Here is a 17,471-nt window from a genome sequence, read left to right as displayed (position 1 = left end):
TAGGGTAGTAGGCATGAGTGCGATTGCAGCGACCGGCGCGAAGGACGGCAGGAACGACGGCAACAGGACGGACGGCGATGCCGTGCACGCATACGCATCAGTCATGCCGCACGTGGATGAGACCGGCCTCGCCGCCGACGAGGTGGCGGCGCGCGTCGCGGCCGGAGCCGTCAACAAGGTGAAGGACTCCACGTCGCGGTCGGTGAAGGACATCGTGCGCGCCAACGTGTTCACCCTGTTCAACGGCATCATCCTCGCGGCGATGATCCTTGTGCTTGCCACCGGATCGTGGAGGGACGCGGTCTTCGGCTTCGTCATCATCATCAACACCGGCATCGGCATCGTCACCGAGCTCAAGGCGAAACGTACGCTTGACCGGCTCTCCATCCTCGTCGCCTCCGACTATCTCGTGCGACGCGACGGACGCGACGTCACCGTACCGCACGACGGCATCGTCATGGACGACCTGCTGTGGGTGCGCGCCGGCGAACAGGTGCCCGCCGACGCCGAGATCGTCGGCTCCTGGGGGCTCGAGGCGGACGAATCGATGCTCACCGGCGAATCGCGCACCGTGCGCAAACGCGAGGGCGACGACGTCTACTCCGGTTCCACCATCGTCTCCGGCGCGGCGCTCGCACGCGTCACCGCCGTCGGCGCGCACTCGTACGCGGCCACGCTCACCGCGAAGGCCAAGGTGTACAAGAAGACCGTCTCCGACCTCAACAAGGGCATCAACACCATCCTCAAGGTCATGACGTTCCTCGTCGTGCCGTTGTGCGTGCTGCTCATCATCTCCCAGATCCACACAGTGGGCGGATGGTCGGTGGCGCTCGCCACCGGCCAGTGGCGGCAGGCGGTCGTCTCCGCGGTGGCCGGCGTCGTCGGCATGATCCCCGAGGGGCTCGTGCTGCTCACCTCGCTCAACTTCGCGGTCGCCGCGATGCGTCTCGCCCGGCACGAGACGCTCGTCCAGGAGCTTGAATCCGTGGAGACGCTGGCACGCGTCGACTGTCTCAACCTCGACAAGACCGGCACCATCACCGACGGCGGCATCGCGTTCGACCGCGTGGTCATGCTGGGTGGCGACGATGCGAACGGCGGCGATGCGTCGGTCCAGGAACGGGAGACGATGCAGGCGCTCTACGACCTTGCCGACGAGGCGCAGCCGAACGCCACCGGCCGCGCCGTGCTCGACGGCCTGGGGGAGCGGGGATACGCGCCGGGCGAGGTCGTCTCGCGCGTGCCGTTCTCCTCCGCGCGCAAGTGGAGCGCCGTCGTGAAGCCGGCGCCGTCCCGTCGGGACGTCGCCGCCGCGTCCGATGATGCGTCCGCCGGCGATGCGGTCGGGACGTGGTATCTGGGCGCACCCGAGGTGCTGCTCGCCGCAATCGGCGGCGACCATGCGGCCGTGCTCGCGCAGGCCAACGCGCATGCCGCCGACGGCGGCCGTGTGCTGCTCGTCGCGTATGCGCCCGGCGTGGGCGTCGATGCCGACGACCCCGCGTTGGACGCCTCCGCCACGCCCGTCGCCCTCGTCCTGTGCGCCGAACGCATCCGCTCCGACGCGGCCGCCACGCTCGCCTGGTTCCGCGAGCAGGGCGTGCGATGCCGCGTCATCTCCGGCGACAACCCCGTCACCGTCACGGCGATTGCCCGCAAGGTCCGTCTCACCGGCGACCGCGATCCCGTCGGCATGGACGCGCGCGAACTTCCCGACGACCCGGCCGAGATCGGACGCATCCTCGAGGACGTGGACGTCATCGGCCGCGTCCTGCCCGATCAGAAGAAGCTCATCGTCGACGCGCTGCATGTGCGCGGCTACACGGTCGCGATGACCGGTGACGGCGTCAACGACGCGCTCGCCCTGAAGGAGGCGGACCTCGGCATCGCGATGGGCAACGCCGCGCCCGCCACCAAGGCCGTGGCGCAGGTCGTGCTCGTCGATTCGAAGTTCTCCCACCTGCCCGACGTCGTGGCCCGCGGACGGCAGGTCATGGCCAATATGGAGCGCGTCGCCGGCCTGTTCCTCGTCAAGACCGTGTATTCGGCGCTCATCTCGCTCGGCGTGGTCCTGACGGCCATCCCGTACCCGTACCTGCCGCGCCACATCACCTACATCGGCGCGCTCACCATCGGCATGCCCGCCTTCATCCTCGCGCTCGCGCCCAACACGCGCCGATACATCCCCGGCTTCCTCGGCCGTGTGGTGCGTTTCGCGCTGCCCGGCGGCATCGCCACAGCGCTGTCCGTGCTGTTCGCCGCATGGTTCCTGCCGTCCGTCATGGGATGGGATGTCGCCGGTTCGTCGGCGGACCTCGCCTCGCTGCGCGCCACCGAGGCGATCATCCTGTTCGTCATGGGCGTGTTCGTGCTCGCCCGCGTCGCCCGTCCCCTCAACAGCTGGCGGGGTGTGCTCGTCGCCGTGTTCGCCGCGGCGGGCGTCATCGGCATGTTCATTCCGTTCGTGGCCCGGTTCTTCGCGCTCGTCGTCCCCACCGGCGCCCTCGTCGCGCCGACGTTGAGCGCGCTCGCCGGCGCGGTCGTCGTGTTCGTCATCTGCCTCGCCGTGGTGCCGTGGGCGTCGCGTACGGCGGTCGCCGGACTGCTCGGCCGCGCGCCCGGCGACCGCGGAGGGCGATGACCGCGGACGCGTCGCGCCGGTCTCCCATCCGTGTGCGCGGGCGGCGTATTGTCTCACGTTTCAAGCCGACACGCCAGAGGCATGGTTACGTTCCCGTACCATTTCGAGTGGATAATCGGCGACATCATCAGCCGGTCCAATGATTCGGAGGAAGCATGTCCCTACGTGACGACCAATTGGCGACCCTCAATGCCGCCGGCAAGGATTTCGACTACTACAACATCGCCGACCTCGACGGCGTCGACCACCTGCCGTACTCGCTCAAGGTGCTCGTCGAGAACCTGGTGCGCAACATCGACGGCGCCAACATCACCGACGAACACGTCAAGGCGTTGCTCGGCTGGGATCCGAACGCCCAACCCAGCCACGAGATTCAGTTCACGCCGAGCCGCGTCGTCATGCAGGACTTCACCGGCGTGCCGTGCATCGTGGACCTCGCCACCATGCGCGACGCCGTCAAGGACCTCGGCGGCGATCCGGAGGTCATCAACCCGCAGGTCCAGTCCGACATGGTCATCGACCATTCCGTGCAGATCGACAAGTACGGCGTGGCCGACGCCGTCGAGCAGAACATGGACATCGAATACCGGCGCAACGGCGAACGCTACCAGTTCCTGCGCTGGGGCCAGCAGGCGTTCCGCAACTTCCGCGTCGTGCCGCCGGGGACCGGCATCATCCATCAGGTCAACATCGAATACCTCGCCAAGGTCGTCATGACGAAGGCGGGGGAGCGGGGCCGCGAGCTCGCCTACCTCGACTCCTGCGTCGGCACCGATTCGCACACCACCACCGAGAACGGCCTGGGCGTGCTCGGCTGGGGCGTCGGCGGCATCGAGGCCGAGGCCGCCATGCTCGGTCAGCCGATCTCCATGCTCGTGCCGCGCGTCGTCGGCTTCAAACTCACCGGCTCCATCCCCGAGGGCGTGACCGCCACCGACGTGGTCCTCACCATCACCGACATGCTGCGCAAGCATGGCGTCGTCGGCAAGTTCGTCGAGTTCTACGGCGAGGGCATCGCCTCCGTGCCGCTCGCCAACCGCGCCACCATCGGCAACATGAGCCCCGAATTCGGCTCCACCTGCGGCATCTTCCCCATCGACGACGTCACCCTCGACTACCTGCGTCTGACCGGCCGATCCGAGGAGCAGGTCGCGCTCGTCGAGGCGTACGCCAAGGCCAACAAGCTGTGGGGAGACGCCAAGGACCCGAACTACGTCGAACCCGAATACTCCGAGTACATGGAGCTCGACCTCGGTTCCGTCGTGCCGTCCATCGCCGGTCCGAAGCGCCCGCAGGACCGTATCAAGCTGTCCGAGGCGAAGAAGACGTTCGAGGAGACGCTGCCCGCCTACGAGACCGAGAAGACCGTCCACGAATCCGTGCCCGTCTCCACCGACTTCCGCGGCGACTTCGATCTCGACAACGGCGACGTGGCCATCGCCTCCATCACCAGCTGCACGAACACGTCCAACCCGTCCGTGATGATCGCCGCCGGCCTCATCGCCCGCAACGCGCACCTGAAGGGCCTCAAACCCAAGCCGTGGGTGAAGACGTCGCTCGCCCCCGGATCCCAGGTCGTCGCCGGTTACTTGAAGGCCGCCGGCCTCCAGGACGACCTCGACGCGCTCGGCTACCAGCTCGTCGGCTTCGGCTGCGCCACCTGCATCGGCAACTCCGGCCCGCTGCTGCCCGAGATCAGCGAGGCCATCAACGCCAACGACATGACCGTCACCGCCGTGCTGTCCGGCAACCGAAACTTCGAGGGCCGCATCAGCCCGGACGTCAAGATGAACTACCTCGCCTCGCCGCCGCTCGTCATCGCGTACGCACTCGCCGGCACGATGGACTTCGACTTCGAGTCGCAGCCGCTCGGCACGGACACGGACGGCAATGACGTGTACCTCAAGGACATCTGGCCCACCAACGCGGATGTCGCCGCCGTGGTCAACGGCACCGTCAGTCGTGAGATGTTCCTCAAGGACTACGCCTCCGTGTTCGAGGGCGACCACCGCTGGAAGGGCCTCGACGTGCCCGAGGGCGAGCTGTTCGCATGGGATCCGAAGTCCACGTACGTGCGCCGCCAGACGTTCTTCGACGGCATGAAGGCCGAGCCCGATCCGGTCGCCGACATCCACGGCGCGCGCGTGCTCGCCCTGCTCGGCGACTCCGTCACCACCGACCACATCTCCCCGGCTGGCGCGTTCAAGGCGTCCAGCCCGGCCGGCAAATACCTGACCGAGCGCGGCGTGGAGCCGAGGAACTTCAACTCCTACGGTTCGCGCCGCGGCAACCATGAGGTCATGGTGCGCGGCACGTTCGGCAACATCCGCCTGCGCAACCTCCTGCTCGCCTCCACCGGCAACGAGGTGACGCCCGGCGGCTTCACCTATGACTTCACCACCGGAGAGCCGTCCACGATCTTCGACGCCTCGCGCAACTACAAGGCTGCGGGCACGCCGCTCGTGGTCCTGGCCGGCAAGGAGTACGGCACCGGCTCCTCGCGTGACTGGGCCGCGAAGGGCACGCTGATGCTCGGCGTGAAGGCCGTCATCACCGAGAGCTTCGAACGCATCCACCGCTCCAACCTCATCGGCATGGGCGTGCTGCCGCTCCAGTTCCCCGAAGGCGAGTCCACCACGTCACTGGGACTCGACGGCACCGAGACGTACGACATCGCCGGCGTCGAGAAGCTCAACGAGGGCGTCACCCCGAAGACCGTCCACGTCACCGCCACGCACAAGGACGGCTCCACCACCGAATTCGACGCGGTCGTGCGCATCGACACGCCCGGCGAGGCCGACTACTACCGCAACGGCGGCATCCTCCAGTACGTGCTGAGGAACCTCATGCGCCGCTGACGGGAGCCCGCGCCGCGCGGCGCAGGCCGTCCGTCGCGAGGGGCCTTGCATGACGAACCATCGTCATGCAAGGCCCCTCGTCATGTACACGTCGTATGCGGGAGACCGTCCACCGATCGTTCGTAGGGCGACCGTCCGCCACCGCCGTCAGCCGTGTCACCTGCCGTCAGGCGGCCTGCCGACGGTACTCCTTCCAGATGTCCGCGAGCCCGCGGCCGTCGGAGACGCGCTTCCACACGTCCAGACCGCCGCTGGCCCGGCCTCCGGCGGCGGCCTTCGCGGCGGCCGTCGGGCTGGCGTGCTCCGAACCGTCCTCGAGACGGAACCTGCCGTCCTCGGTGACGGTGGCGTACCAGCGTTCGCCCTTGCGCGGGCGCTCCCATACGAGCTTCTCGCCGGGGATGAGCAGCCCCGCGGCCACCACCTGACGGATGGTCACGCGCCGCGAGCTGTGCGCCGGCTTGGGGGAGTCCTTCGCCAGGACGTCCACGGTCTGACGGGTCAGATCCGTGTGGTTCTCGTCGTATCGGATGTCCCAGTAGTCGGCGAGCAGGCGGATCGTCTCCTCCTGACGGTGACGGAGCATGGCGGGCGTGCACTCGCCGAAGTCCTTGAGCTCGGCGGTGAGCGGGAACCGGCGTGAATCGGCCCGCATGAGGATGCGGTCCCTGCGCTGGTCGTATTCGGTCATCCGGTCCAGCTGGTTGCCGGCGCCCTGCGCGAGCACCATGTTGCCCAGCCGGTACGCCCAATGATCGTGCTCCTCCTGCGGCCAGTTCCCGAACGACGCGGAGCGCTCGATGTCCACCGGCATGATGGGCAGCGCGCTCAGGCGCCGGGGCCTGGCGAGATGGGCCTGGGCGGCCTGCTCGTTCGCGCGGATGAGCAGCAGACGCACCAGTTCGTCGTCGCCCTGCATCTCGCCGTGCAGCCGCACCAGCGCGCCGGCACGGTCGTCCGGACGGATGGCGAGCCCCCGCACCAACCGCACCGGGTAGCCCTTGTCGAGGTCCCGGATGGCGGCGGCCGCATGGCCGCGACGGTCCGCCGTGGGGGTGCGGTTCAGCGTGTCGATGCCGCTCACACGCTCCAATGCGGCGAGCACGTCGTCCAGCCGCTGCAGGTCGTGGGCGCCCAACGCCTGCAACGTGGCCTCCGCATGCGCGGACCGTCCCGCGCGCCGTGCGAACGGGGAGACGTCGGGCGAGCCGAGATGACGGAACGAATGCGTCAGCACCCACATGGCCACCGGCTTCCACTCATGGTTCCGGTAGTCGTTCAGCGCCTCGAGCCGCAGACGCGGCCCCTCGGGCAGAATCGTGTCCGAAGGGTGCGTGATGACTTGCCACGCCGCCGCGTACGGGGCGAGCACGCCGTCGATGAACGCCGGCACCGTGCCCTTTTCCAGAGGGCCGGCGAGCACGTCGGCCAGGAACTCCTCGATGAGCCGGTCCGTGACGGGCTTGTGCGTGAGGATGAGGTGCAGGAACGCGAAGAACTCCTCGGTGCCCGCGGAGTCGTCGCCTAGTGGGTCCATGATGTCGTCCCACCGTTGCGCGTAGGCGTCGAGTTCGGCCGGCTTCAGCCCGCTCGTGGCCCGCGCCTTGAACACGTCCGACGAGGTGAGCGGCAGACCGCGCATGTTCATCACGTCGAAGATGCGGTGCGCGCCGTCCAGGTCGTCGGTGGTGACGATCACCAGCGTCACCGCGTTCACCAGATAGGAGGCGAGGGCGTGGCGCTCCTCGTCCGAGAGGACGGACAGCTCGTCGTACACCTTGCGCGTGTTGCGGGTGATGTTGCGCTGTGCCGTGCTCGTCCAGTCGTCGTCCGACAGGTCGAACAGCGCCTCGAGGTTGCCTTCCTGCACGTATTCGCGGAAGAACGCCTCGTCCCGTTCGCGCAGCGTGAGCCTCGGCTCGTTCGCGATGCCTCGCATCTTGTCGCCGGGCTCCACGATGAGGGCGTCCAGCAGGCGCATCCACTCCGGGTCCTTCTCCAGGTCGCGCAGCACGGCGATGACGATCGACAGCGACACGAGGCGCTGCTGGCCGTCGATCACCTCGAACCGCGTGCCCTCGTCGTGCACGAGGATCAGCGAGCCGAGGAAATAGGGGGTGGCGGGCGTCAGGCTCGCCCCGCGCAGGTCGTCCACCAGCTGCAGGATGTTCTCCGGTTTCCAGATGTACGCACGCTGGAAGGACGGGATGAAGAACCGGTAGTCCGGCGTGAACACCTTGCCCAGCGACAGCTCCTTCGCATTGATGGCCATTGACGGTCCCCTTCCTGCGTTCGTCCTCCGCCTCGCGGCGGCTTCCATGGTGTTCAGCCTAGCAGCGTCGTCGGCGGCCGGGCGATATCCACCGGTTTCCGCTCCCATGCGTGGCGTCCGCGTGTCGCCGCGTCCCGGCCGGTGCGGCATGCGGACGCCACGTCGGTGCCGTCGGCGCCGACCCGTCAATCCCGCGACGGCAGGTCGGCCCGCTCCACCAGTCGCGCCATCTGCACGCGTCCCATGGCGAGCTTGTCCGAGGCGGAGGAGAGATGCGCCTTGGCGGTGCGCTCCGAGATGAACATGCGCGCGGCGATCTGCGCGTTCGTGAACCCCTCCGCCGCGAGCAGCACCGCCTCGCGCTCGCGTTCGGGCAACGCGTCGAGCATGGCGCGCGCCTCGTCCCGCCGCGCCGTCGACTGCCGCGCGTGCAGGTCCCCGATGAGCTGGCGCTGGCTCGCCGTGTTGAACTGCGGTGCGTCGGCGCATACGCCCAGCACCCTGCGGATGATGTCCTCCGGGGCGTCGGTCTTCGAGACGAACCCTTCGGCGCCCGCCTCGACGGCCCGCTCCACCGTGTTCGAGGGGCTCAGCGAGGTGAGGATGAGCACGTGAGGGGGATCGGGCAGCCCGCGCAGCGCCCGTGTGGCGGCGATGCCGTCCATGTCGGGCATGGCGATGTCCATGAGCACCACGTCCGGTCGTTCGTCGGCGGCCCGGCGCAGCGCCTCGGCGCCGCCGGTCGCCGTGAACGCGACGGCGATCCGCCCCCGCGAATAATCGGTGAGGATGAGGGCCATCGCCTGACAGATCATCGGATCGTCGTCGACGATGCCGACGGCGATCCGCCCCGGTTCGTTCCCATGCCGTTCTTCCCGTTCACTCACCCTGCCATCCTATGCCATGGACATGCCGGTTCCGCCGGAATGCGTCGCGCGACTCCGCCACGGCAGGGCCACGTCCAGGTGGAAGACGCCGGCGTCGTCCGTGCCGAAACGGCACGATCCGCCCGCGGCCCGCGCCCGCGACGCCAACCCCGCGAGGCCTGCGCCGCGACGATGGGGCGTCGCGGGCGCCGTGTCCGACGCGTCCGTCGTGCCGGTGACGGGTGCGGCCGGGGGAGGCGCCACGGTCCGCGCGCGGTTGGCAACGTGCACGTGGACGCCCCGTTCCGGCGCGGCCGTGACCTCGAGGGACACCGGGGATCCCGGCGCGTGACGGCATGCGTTCGTCAGCCCCTCCTGGATCGCCCGATAGGCGACCTTCGCCGTGGCGTCGTCCAGATCGCCCAGCTGCCGGATGTCGATCCACGTGTCGATGCGCATGCCCGCGGCCCGCGACTCCCCGAGCAGCGCGTCGAGCGATTCGCGCGTCAGCGCCGTCTCGGCCGTGGGGGCGAGCTGCTCCCACGCCTGTTGCGGATGCCGGAGCATGTCGATGATCTGATGCGCCTCGTCCAACGCCCCGGCGGCCTGCCTGCGGATCTCCTCCGCCTGCCGGGCGACGGCGCGCGTCCCGTCCGTCGGCTGCATGCGCAGGGTCTGCGCCTGCAGCGCGCTCGCGTTCAGGGCGAGCAGCGAGAGCGTATGCGCGAGCGTGTCATGCGCTTCGGCCGCGATCGCGTCGGCCAGCCGCTGGTCGGCCAGGTCGCGGCTCAGCTCTTGCGCGTGGGTGACGGCCGCGTCGGTGCGCGCCTGCGCCGTGCGCAGCCGGACCTTTGAGCGGATATGCAGGCCGATCAGCGTTGCGACCGTCGCGGCGACCAGTCCCGTCACCACGGCCGTCGCCGCGATCGTCGGCTCCCCGACGAGCATGACGATCGGTTCGCCGTCCACGCCGGTGTGCGGTTTCGCGAACACCATATGCCAGAACGATTCGTCCGCCGGGCGCAGGACGTCGCGCAGCTGCGCCCACACCGCCACGACGGCGCCCGCCGCCACGGCTCGCGCAGTACGCGCCCGGCCGTCCCTCCGGGCCAGCATCGAGGACAACGCGATGAGCGCCGGGGCGGAGCCGTAGGGGAACACCGCCACCACGGCGCAGCACGCCCAGAACGTCGCCTCGGGATATGCGCCCCGCGCCAGCAGCGTGAACGGGAACGGGATGGCGATGAGCGTGGCGAGGACGAACCACAGGTACCGTGCGCCGTGCGGATCGTCGATGTACGGCTGCGCCGCGAACGAGACGTACGTCAGACAGGAGAGCATGGCCGCGGCGATCATGAGCGCGGTGCACCATCCTCTGGTACGTGTCGGCACGTCGTCGGCCGTCGGCGTGCGTGGGGCCGCGACGGGCGACGCGGGTGGGGGAATCGGTGCTCCATAGGTCATGCCTCCACTGTATGACCGCTCCTTCCATACTCGCCATGCCCCCTATGGGCGCGATGCGGCCGCCCCCGCCGCCCGTTCGGGCATGCGATTCGTCCCGTTCGTACACTGACGCCGCAGGGTTCGGACCGGTAGCGTCGGAGACGTCATCAGGGCGTCCCCTGCCGGGGCGCCGTACGAGAAAGAAGGAACCATGACAGACGCGAACAACCCGCAGCAGCCCTCGCCGGCCGCACCGCCCGCCGGCGCGCCGGCCCCCATGCCGGCGCCGCAGCCGTATCCCGTGCAGCCGGCGGCGCCCGCGCCCAAGCCGAAGAAGCCCGTGTACCGTCGCTGGTGGTTCTGGGCCGTCGTCGTGGTGGTGGTGGTCCTCGGCATCGCCGGCGCCGTCGGCGGCGGCTCGAACGCCTCGAACGGCGCGACCGGCTCCGGTGCATCGTCCTCGCAGTCGGCGTCGACGGACGGCAAGAGCGGGCGGACGCAGGACAAGTCCGACGGCTCCGCATCCGACGACGGCGGATCGCAGGAGACGAAGCCGGCGGAGAAGACCATCGAACTGCAGGCCACCGCCACCGGCAACGGCACGGTGATGTGGTTCAAGGGCAGCTCGAGCAGCACCGAGCAGTTCAACGGCAGCTGGTCGAAGACTTTCACCGGCGATGACGCCAAGGACATCACCGGCGTGAGCGTCACCGGCGACATCATGGGCGGCAACGACCAGAAGATGTCGTGCAAGGTGATCGTCAACGGCGAGGAGAAGGAGAGCCAGGAGGGCAGCGGCTCGGCGGGCAGCGCCTACTGCAGCGTGCCGTGGTTCTAAGGACGCCCAGGGCGTAGTCTCCCAGCCAACGCACAGTTGCCCGGGTAGGATGGGGCGTGACAGCAACGAGAAGGAGCGAACATGACATACGGTCAGCAGCCCCAGCCCAATCCGAACTATGAGCCGCAGGGCGGCAGCGGCATCAACACCGGCTATGGAGCCCAGCCGCAGTACCAGTACGCGAACCAGCAGCAGTACGGCGTCCCCTACGGAAACCAGCAGCAGTACCAGCAGTACCAGTACGCGCAGCAGGCCCCGCAGGGCCAGCCCTACGCCCAGCCCCAGTACGCCTACGCCGGCGGCGCGGGCGCGGCGGCCACCGTCAACGGCCAGGTGGCCTACTCGTACGAGCAGGCCCGCCGCGCCTCCGTCACCCGCGCGTACGGCGAGATGACGGCCGGACTGGTCGTCACCATGCTGGTGGCCCTGTTCGCCCAGGCCACCGGCGCCTACTACTACTTCCTCGCCGCCACCGGCATGATCGGACTCATCGGCCTGTGCGTCGTCCAGGTGGCCATGGCCGTCGTGCTCGGCATGCGCATCACGAAGATGAGCGTCGGCGCGGCCCGCGCCATGTTCTACGTGTACGCGGCGCTCATGGGCTTCACGCTGAGCTCGATCTTCTGGGTGTACACCACGGCGGACATCGTGGTGGCGCTCGGCATCACCGCCGCGTTCTTCCTGGCGCTCACGATGTTCTCGCTCACCACGAAGTTCGACATGCTCAAGCTGGGCCCGATCCTCATGGTGGGACTCATCGTGCTCATCGTCTCCCAGCTGGTGCTCCTGTTCATCCCGGGCGTCGGCGGCGCCACGCGCATCGTGTGCGCGTTCGGCATCCTCGTGTTCGCGGGCATGACCATGTACGACGCGCAGTCCACGCGCGCCCTGTTCGAGCAGTACGAGGCCCAGGGGCCGGAGATGGTCAGGAAGATCTCCATCCTGTGCGCGCTGAACCTCTACCTCGATTTCGTGAACATGTTCCTGTACATCCTGCAGCTGTTCGGCAGCAGGGATTGACGCGCCCCGGCCGGCCCGTGCCGGCCGCGCCATGACCGTGTCCCGCGTGGGGCCGACCCGTTTCGGCCCCACGCGGGACACGGTTTTTTCATGTCCGGATTCGTAGCGTCCCGTGCGCCATCGCACGCCTTGCGTGGCGCGTCACAGCGATTCGCGCTCGACGAGCGTCATCTGCAGCACCGTGGTGCCGGGCGCCTCGCCGTCGATCATGCGCATCGCCGTGTCGGCGGCGAGACGGCCCTCCTCGTAGAGCGGCTGGTGGATGGTGGTGAGCTTCGGCGTGGTGGTCATGGCGATGGGATGGTCGTCGAAGCCGATGACGGACACGTCGTCCGGCACGCAGATCCCGCGCCCCTGCAGCGCTTCGATGACGCCGGCCGCGATGCGGTCCGAGCCGGCGAGCACGCCGTCGATCCCGCACGTGGGGGAGTCTCCCTCGCTTGCGCGCTCGTCGAGCAGGCGAAGCATGGCGGTGAAGCCGTCGGAGGCGCCCCAGCCCGTGTAGACGACGTCCCGTTCGCCGAGGGCCGTGCCGTACACGGATCGGTAGCCTTCGACGCGGTCCGTGGAGGCGGGGTTGTCCTTTGGGCCCAGGATGGCGACCGGCCGCGTGCGGCCGCGTGCGGCCATGGCGTCCGCGGCCAGTTTCGCGCCGACCACGTCGTCGGAGTAGATGGTGGAGAACACGTGCTCGTAGGGCTGCCCGTCCAGCTGCCCGCACAGCACGGTGGGGATGTGGAACCGCTGCAGCACGTCAAGCAGTTCGCTGCCCGTGTAGGGGGAGATGTCGATGACCGCGTCGAACGACTTGCGTTCGAGGTGGCGGCGCACGCGTTCGCGTTCGTGGTGTGTGGAGGCCTGGAGCAGCACCGGCAGGTATTCCGATTCGGACAGGCGTTCGGTGATGCCGCCAAGGAACACGCCGTACGTGGGGTCGGCGAACAGTTCGGGCAGCGGTTCGGTGACGAGCATGGCGATGGTTTCGGAACGGCCGACCGCCAGTGCGCGGGCCTGCGCGTTGGGGACGAATCCGATGCGGTCTGCGGCTTCGCGCACCAGTTGCTTCGTCCTCTCGCTGATGCGAGGCGAATCGTTGAGCGCCCGGGATGCGGTCGACCGCGAGACGCCGGCCGCCTCGGCCACGTCGGCGATGGTGGTCGTGCCGCTGCGGATGATGCTCATGATGTCCCCTTGTGTGTGGTGGCGTGCGCGATGTGTCGACGATGCTCAGGTCCGGTATGCCGTCCGCCCGCGTCGAGGAAGTGATGGCTCATATCGTAGTCGTCGCCGCAGGGGACAGGGGCGTGTGTCCCATGCCGACACGCGCGTATGACAACCGGTTGCACAGTCGAAGCGTCGTGTGCTATGGTTAGGGCAACCGGTTGCACAATGAAGTCAACACAACCCCTAAGGAGGGCCATTCACATGACCGCCAACGATTGGGAGAATCCCAAGCTCACGAACAGGAACAGGCTTGCGCCGCACGCCTACTTCCTGGGCTACGAGAGCGAGGATCTCGCCCGCACGTACAGCAGGGAGCTGTCGCGCGGATTCATCCAGCTGTCCGGACGGTGGCAGTTCAGGCTGTTCGCCGGACCCCGCGCCGTCGTCGCCGCCGATCTCGACGCCTATCACGAGGAGTGGGACGCCGTCGAGGTGCCGCACATGTGGCAGGTGGACGGATACGGCAAGCTCGCCTACACCGACGAAGGCTTCCCCTTCCCGCTCGACCAGCCGTACGTCCCCGGCGACGACCCCACCGGTGTCTACCAGCGCATGGTCACGCTCCACGTGCCGCAGGACGGCTCCCGGCTCATCCTGCGTTTCGACGGCGTGGAGAGCTACGCCGAGGTCTACCTCAACGGCGGGTTCGTCGGCATGACCAAGGGCTCCCGCCTCGCCGCCGAATTCGACATCACCGACCAGGCCAGGGACGGCGCCAACCTGCTCGCCGTCAAGGTGCTCCAGTACTCCGACGGCACCTACATCGAGGACCAGGACATGTGGTGGGCCTCCGGCATCTTCCGCGACGTGTACGTCATGGAGCGTCCCGCCGCGCGACTCGAGGACTTCCGCGTCCGCACGCACGTGAACGGCACGACGGCCGAGACCGAGGTCTCGGTCGCCACGACCGGCGCCTCCCGCGTCGACGTCCGGCTTGAACGCGACGGCGAGACCGTCGCCCACGGCGAGACCGCGGGGGACGGGACCGTCCGCCTCGACGTCGCCGACGCACGCCTGTGGAACCCCGAGGACCCGTTCCTCTACGACCTGTTCATCACCGTCCACGACGGCGAAGGCGACGTGTCCGAGGTCGTGTCCCACCGTCAGGGCCTCGACGAGGTCACCATCGAGGACGGCCACATCCTCCTCAACGGCACCTACTTCAAGATGCACGGCGTCAACCGCCACGACGTCGACGACCACAAGGGCCGCGCCGTCGGCATGGAGCGCGTCCGCCGCGACCTCGAGATGATGAAGCGCCACAACATCAACGCGGTGCGCACCTCCCACTACGCCAACGACCCGCGCTTCTACGAGATGTGCGACGAATACGGCATCATGCTCATCGCCGAGACCGACCTCGAATGCCACGGTTTCGAGAACGTCGGCGACATGACCCGCATCACCGACGACCCCGAATGGGAGGGCGCCTACGTCGACCGCATCGAACGCCTCGTCATGCAGGAACGCAACCAGGCGTGCGTCATCATGTGGTCCCTCGGCAACGAATCCGGCTACGGCTGCAACTTCAAGGCCATGTACCGCCGCTGCAAGGAGCTCGACCCGCGTCCCGTGCACTACGAGGAGGACCGCAACGCCGACAGCGTCGACGTGATCTCCACCATGTACTCGCGCGTCTCCCAGATGAACGACTTCGGCGAACACCCTGGCCCCAAGCCGCGCATCAACTGCGAATACGGCCACTCCATGGGCAACGGCCCGGGAGGCCTGAGCGAATACCAGCAGGTGTTCGACAAGTGGGACAGCATCCAGGGCCACTTCATCTGGGAATGGTGCGACCACGGCCTCGCCGCGTACACCGAGGACGGCCGCTACTACGACATGTACGGCGGCGACAACGGCGACTACCCGAACAACGGCAACTTCTGCATCGACGGCATGGTCTTCCCCTGGCAGGAGCCCAGCCCCGGACTCACCGAATACCAGCAGGTCATCTGCCCGGTCAAGGTCTCCTACGACGCGTCCCGCGGCGTGCTCCGCGTGACCAACAAGCGCTGGTTCACCACGCTCGACGACATCCGCATCACGCTCGAGACCCTCGTCGACGGCGAGCCCGTGCGCGGCGAGGCCGTCGAACCCGGCGCCGTGGCGCCGCAGGACTCCGTCGAGATCCCCGTCGCCGTCACCGCGGCCGAGCGCGGCGAGACCCTGCTCACCGCCCGCGTGTACTCCACCGCCGCCCACCCGTGGGCCGACCCGATGCGCCGCATCGGCATCTACCAGTTCCCGATCGCGAACCGGCCCCGCCCCGCCGTGGCCGATCGCACCCACGGCGCGCTCGCCGTCGAGGAGAGCGGGCTCACGCTCGCCGTCACCGGCGACGACATGCGCATCGCCTTCGACCTGGTCTCCGGCGACATCGCCGACTGGCACGCCGCCGGACGCCCCGTGCTCGCCTCCGGCATCCACCTCGGCTTCTGGCGTCCGCTCATCGACAACTACGGCCAGGAGTTCGAATCCATCTGGCAGCCGCGCCTGCTGCACGTCATGCAGACGTCCACCCGCGGTGTCACCTGGCGCCGCGAAGACGACGACGTGGTCGTCGAGGTCGAGCAGCGCATCGCCCCGCCGGTCTACGACTACGGCATGCGCACCCGCATGACCTACGCCATCCACCCCAACGGGCGCGTCGACCTCGCCGTCGAAGGCACGCCGTACGGCGACTTCCACGACATCGTCCCGCGCATCGGCGTCACCTTCGAGGTGCCTGGCGAGGACCGCAACGCGGAATGGTACGGACGCGGACCGGGGGAGAACTACCCCGACTCGCTCACCGCCAACGTCATCGGCCACTACCGCAGCGACGTCGACAGGATGTTCACCCCCTACGTGGTGCCGCAGGACTGCGCCAACCACGAGGACGTGCGCTGGGTGGCCATGCGCTCGCGGCACGGCGACGGCCTGCTCGTCACCCGCACCGGCGACGCGGCCGAGAACCCGTTCTCGTTCTCCGCATGGCCCTACACCTGCCAGGACATCGACGACGCCAAGCACGTCACCGACCTGGTGAGGCGCGACACCGTCACCGTCAACATCAACGACAGGATGCTCGGCCTCGGCTCCAACTCGTGGGGCTCCGAGGTGCTCGACTCCTACCGCATCCGCTTCGAGCGGTTCGCGTTCTCCATCAGCCTGAGGCCACTGACCTCCGCGGATCTCGCCCAGGCGCTCGTCGCTTTCAAGGAGGCATGACATGCACGTCTACGACACCCGGGAGCTCTTCGACGCCGAACTCGGCTCCGTCAAGAAATGGATGCGCGTCGGCCAGGCGCTCGACATCGCCACGACGCTCACCCGCAACGTCGCCTACTCCATCGGCGACTCGCTGGTCTACTGGTGGGACCGCACGCCGGCCATCGCCACGTCCGACATGACGGGCCACCGCCGCTACCTGTTCGTCTGCTCGCCGCAGGACGGCGACATGCGCGTCATGGTCGCGCCCAAGTCGCAGCTCACCTCCATCGAGGCGTACAGCGACCTGACCGACCGCGAACGGTTCATGGGACCCGCCAACATCGTCACCGTCCCCGCCGGCGGCGTCTTCGTCGCCGACATCGACGAGGCGTACAAGGTGTGCTCCGACCCGGACGTTCAGGCCGTGGTCCTGCACGTCACCGTCGAGGGATACAGCTTCCCGAACAAGTGACCCTCCCCGCGGCGGGGACGTCGACGTCCCCGCCGTTTCGACCACACAACACATAGAGAGAACAACATCATCCAAAGGAGCTCATCGTGAGCAGCACAGAGAAACGAGCGAAGATCGGTTCCGTCGCCCTGCTGGGCATGACCGTCGCCGCCGTGTTCGGCATCAAGAACGTGATCAACAACAACGTGGCGATCGGCCTGTCGGCCGCGCCGGCGTTCTTCCTGGCCACCATCCTCTATTTCGTCCCCTTCACCCTGGCGGTCGCCGAGTTCGTGTCCCTCAACAAGGACTCCGAATCCGGCGTGTACGCGTGGGTCAACACGTCGATGGGCGGCCGCTGGGCGTTCCTCACCGCGTTCTGCTACTGGTTCGTGAACCTGTTCTACTTCGCGTCCATCCTGCCGAACGTCATCATCTACTCGAGCTACGTGCTCTTCGGCGAGAACCGTGAGATCTCGCAGCTGTGGATCACCATCGCCGAGATCGCCCTGTTCGCCGTGGCCACATGGGTGTCCACGAAGGGCGCCAAGTGGATCGGCTCGGTCTCCTCGTTCGGCGCCATGTCGGCGCTCGGCCTGACCGTCGTGTTCGTCGTGCTGTCCGTGGCCGCGCTGTGCGGCGGCGTGACCCCCGCCACCCCGG

The 17,471-nt window shown here is 68.3% G+C and carries 11 protein-coding genes; 7 read left to right on the top strand and 4 right to left on the bottom strand.

Features of this window, described 5'->3' with window-relative positions; translation table 11 throughout:
* Positions 1 to 82: 82 nt before the first annotated feature.
* Entirely contained in the window at positions 83 to 2,641 is a 2,559-nt protein-coding gene (locus JS531_RS00055) for an HAD-IC family P-type ATPase (protein WP_346427745.1), read from the top strand.
* 155 nt (positions 2,642 to 2,796) lie between these two features.
* Positions 2,797 to 5,499: an aconitate hydratase AcnA gene (acnA, locus tag JS531_RS00050; RefSeq protein ID WP_214310989.1), complete on the top strand. Its 2,703-nt coding sequence runs from the start codon at positions 2,797 to 2,799 to the stop codon at positions 5,497 to 5,499.
* Positions 5,500 to 5,665: 166 nt separating this feature from the next.
* Here the strand turns inward: acnA and JS531_RS00045 are convergent, their stop codons facing one another.
* The 3 genes from JS531_RS00045 to JS531_RS00035 form a co-directional block, all read right to left on the bottom strand.
* Complete coding sequence (locus JS531_RS00045; protein ID WP_214310988.1) at positions 5,666 to 7,771, bottom strand: DUF262 domain-containing protein; 2,106 nt, start codon at positions 7,769 to 7,771, stop codon at positions 5,666 to 5,668.
* A gap of 185 nt (positions 7,772 to 7,956) precedes the next feature.
* Positions 7,957 to 8,586: a response regulator transcription factor gene (locus JS531_RS00040; protein WP_214311596.1), complete on the bottom strand. Its 630-nt coding sequence runs from the start codon at positions 8,584 to 8,586 to the stop codon at positions 7,957 to 7,959.
* An 81-nt stretch (positions 8,587 to 8,667) separates the two neighbouring features.
* Entirely contained in the window at positions 8,668 to 10,101 is a 1,434-nt protein-coding gene (locus JS531_RS00035; RefSeq protein ID WP_240541962.1) for a histidine kinase, read from the bottom strand.
* A gap of 190 nt (positions 10,102 to 10,291) precedes the next feature.
* On the opposite strand from JS531_RS00035, the gene JS531_RS00030 reads away from it, so the two are divergent.
* The gene (locus JS531_RS00030) at positions 10,292 to 10,918 is read left to right on the top strand and encodes a hypothetical protein (protein ID WP_214310987.1); all 627 of its coding nucleotides are present in this window, start codon (positions 10,292 to 10,294) and stop codon (positions 10,916 to 10,918) included.
* Positions 10,919 to 10,999: 81 nt separating this feature from the next.
* Positions 11,000 to 11,938 carry a Bax inhibitor-1/YccA family protein gene (locus JS531_RS00025; RefSeq protein ID WP_214310986.1) on the top strand — a complete coding sequence of 313 codons (939 nt, stop codon included), beginning with the start codon at positions 11,000 to 11,002 and terminating at the stop codon, positions 11,936 to 11,938.
* 141 nt (positions 11,939 to 12,079) lie between these two features.
* Here the strand turns inward: JS531_RS00025 and JS531_RS00020 are convergent, their stop codons facing one another.
* Positions 12,080 to 13,120: a LacI family DNA-binding transcriptional regulator gene (locus JS531_RS00020; RefSeq protein ID WP_214310985.1), complete on the bottom strand. Its 1,041-nt coding sequence runs from the start codon at positions 13,118 to 13,120 to the stop codon at positions 12,080 to 12,082.
* A gap of 243 nt (positions 13,121 to 13,363) precedes the next feature.
* Between JS531_RS00020 and JS531_RS00015 the strand changes: the two genes are divergently transcribed.
* From JS531_RS00015 to JS531_RS00005, 3 genes are all read left to right on the top strand, one after another.
* Positions 13,364 to 16,375 carry a glycoside hydrolase family 2 TIM barrel-domain containing protein gene (locus JS531_RS00015; RefSeq protein WP_236034400.1) on the top strand — a complete coding sequence of 1,004 codons (3,012 nt, stop codon included), beginning with the start codon at positions 13,364 to 13,366 and terminating at the stop codon, positions 16,373 to 16,375.
* A gap of 1 nt (position 16,376) precedes the next feature.
* Positions 16,377 to 16,829, top strand: a complete 453-nt coding sequence (locus JS531_RS00010; RefSeq protein WP_214310983.1) for a hypothetical protein — start codon at positions 16,377 to 16,379, stop codon at positions 16,827 to 16,829.
* An 86-nt stretch (positions 16,830 to 16,915) separates the two neighbouring features.
* The coding region (locus JS531_RS00005) for an amino acid permease (RefSeq protein ID WP_214310982.1) at positions 16,916 to 17,471 on the top strand (556 nt) is incomplete at its 3' end.

The organism is Bifidobacterium sp. CP2, from assembly GCF_018555635.1.
Classification (GTDB): Bacteria; Actinomycetota; Actinomycetes; order Actinomycetales; family Bifidobacteriaceae; genus Bifidobacterium; species Bifidobacterium saguinibicoloris.
The sequence above is the reverse complement of the archived record's forward strand: the minus strand, read 5'-3'. Positions and strand labels throughout refer to the sequence as shown.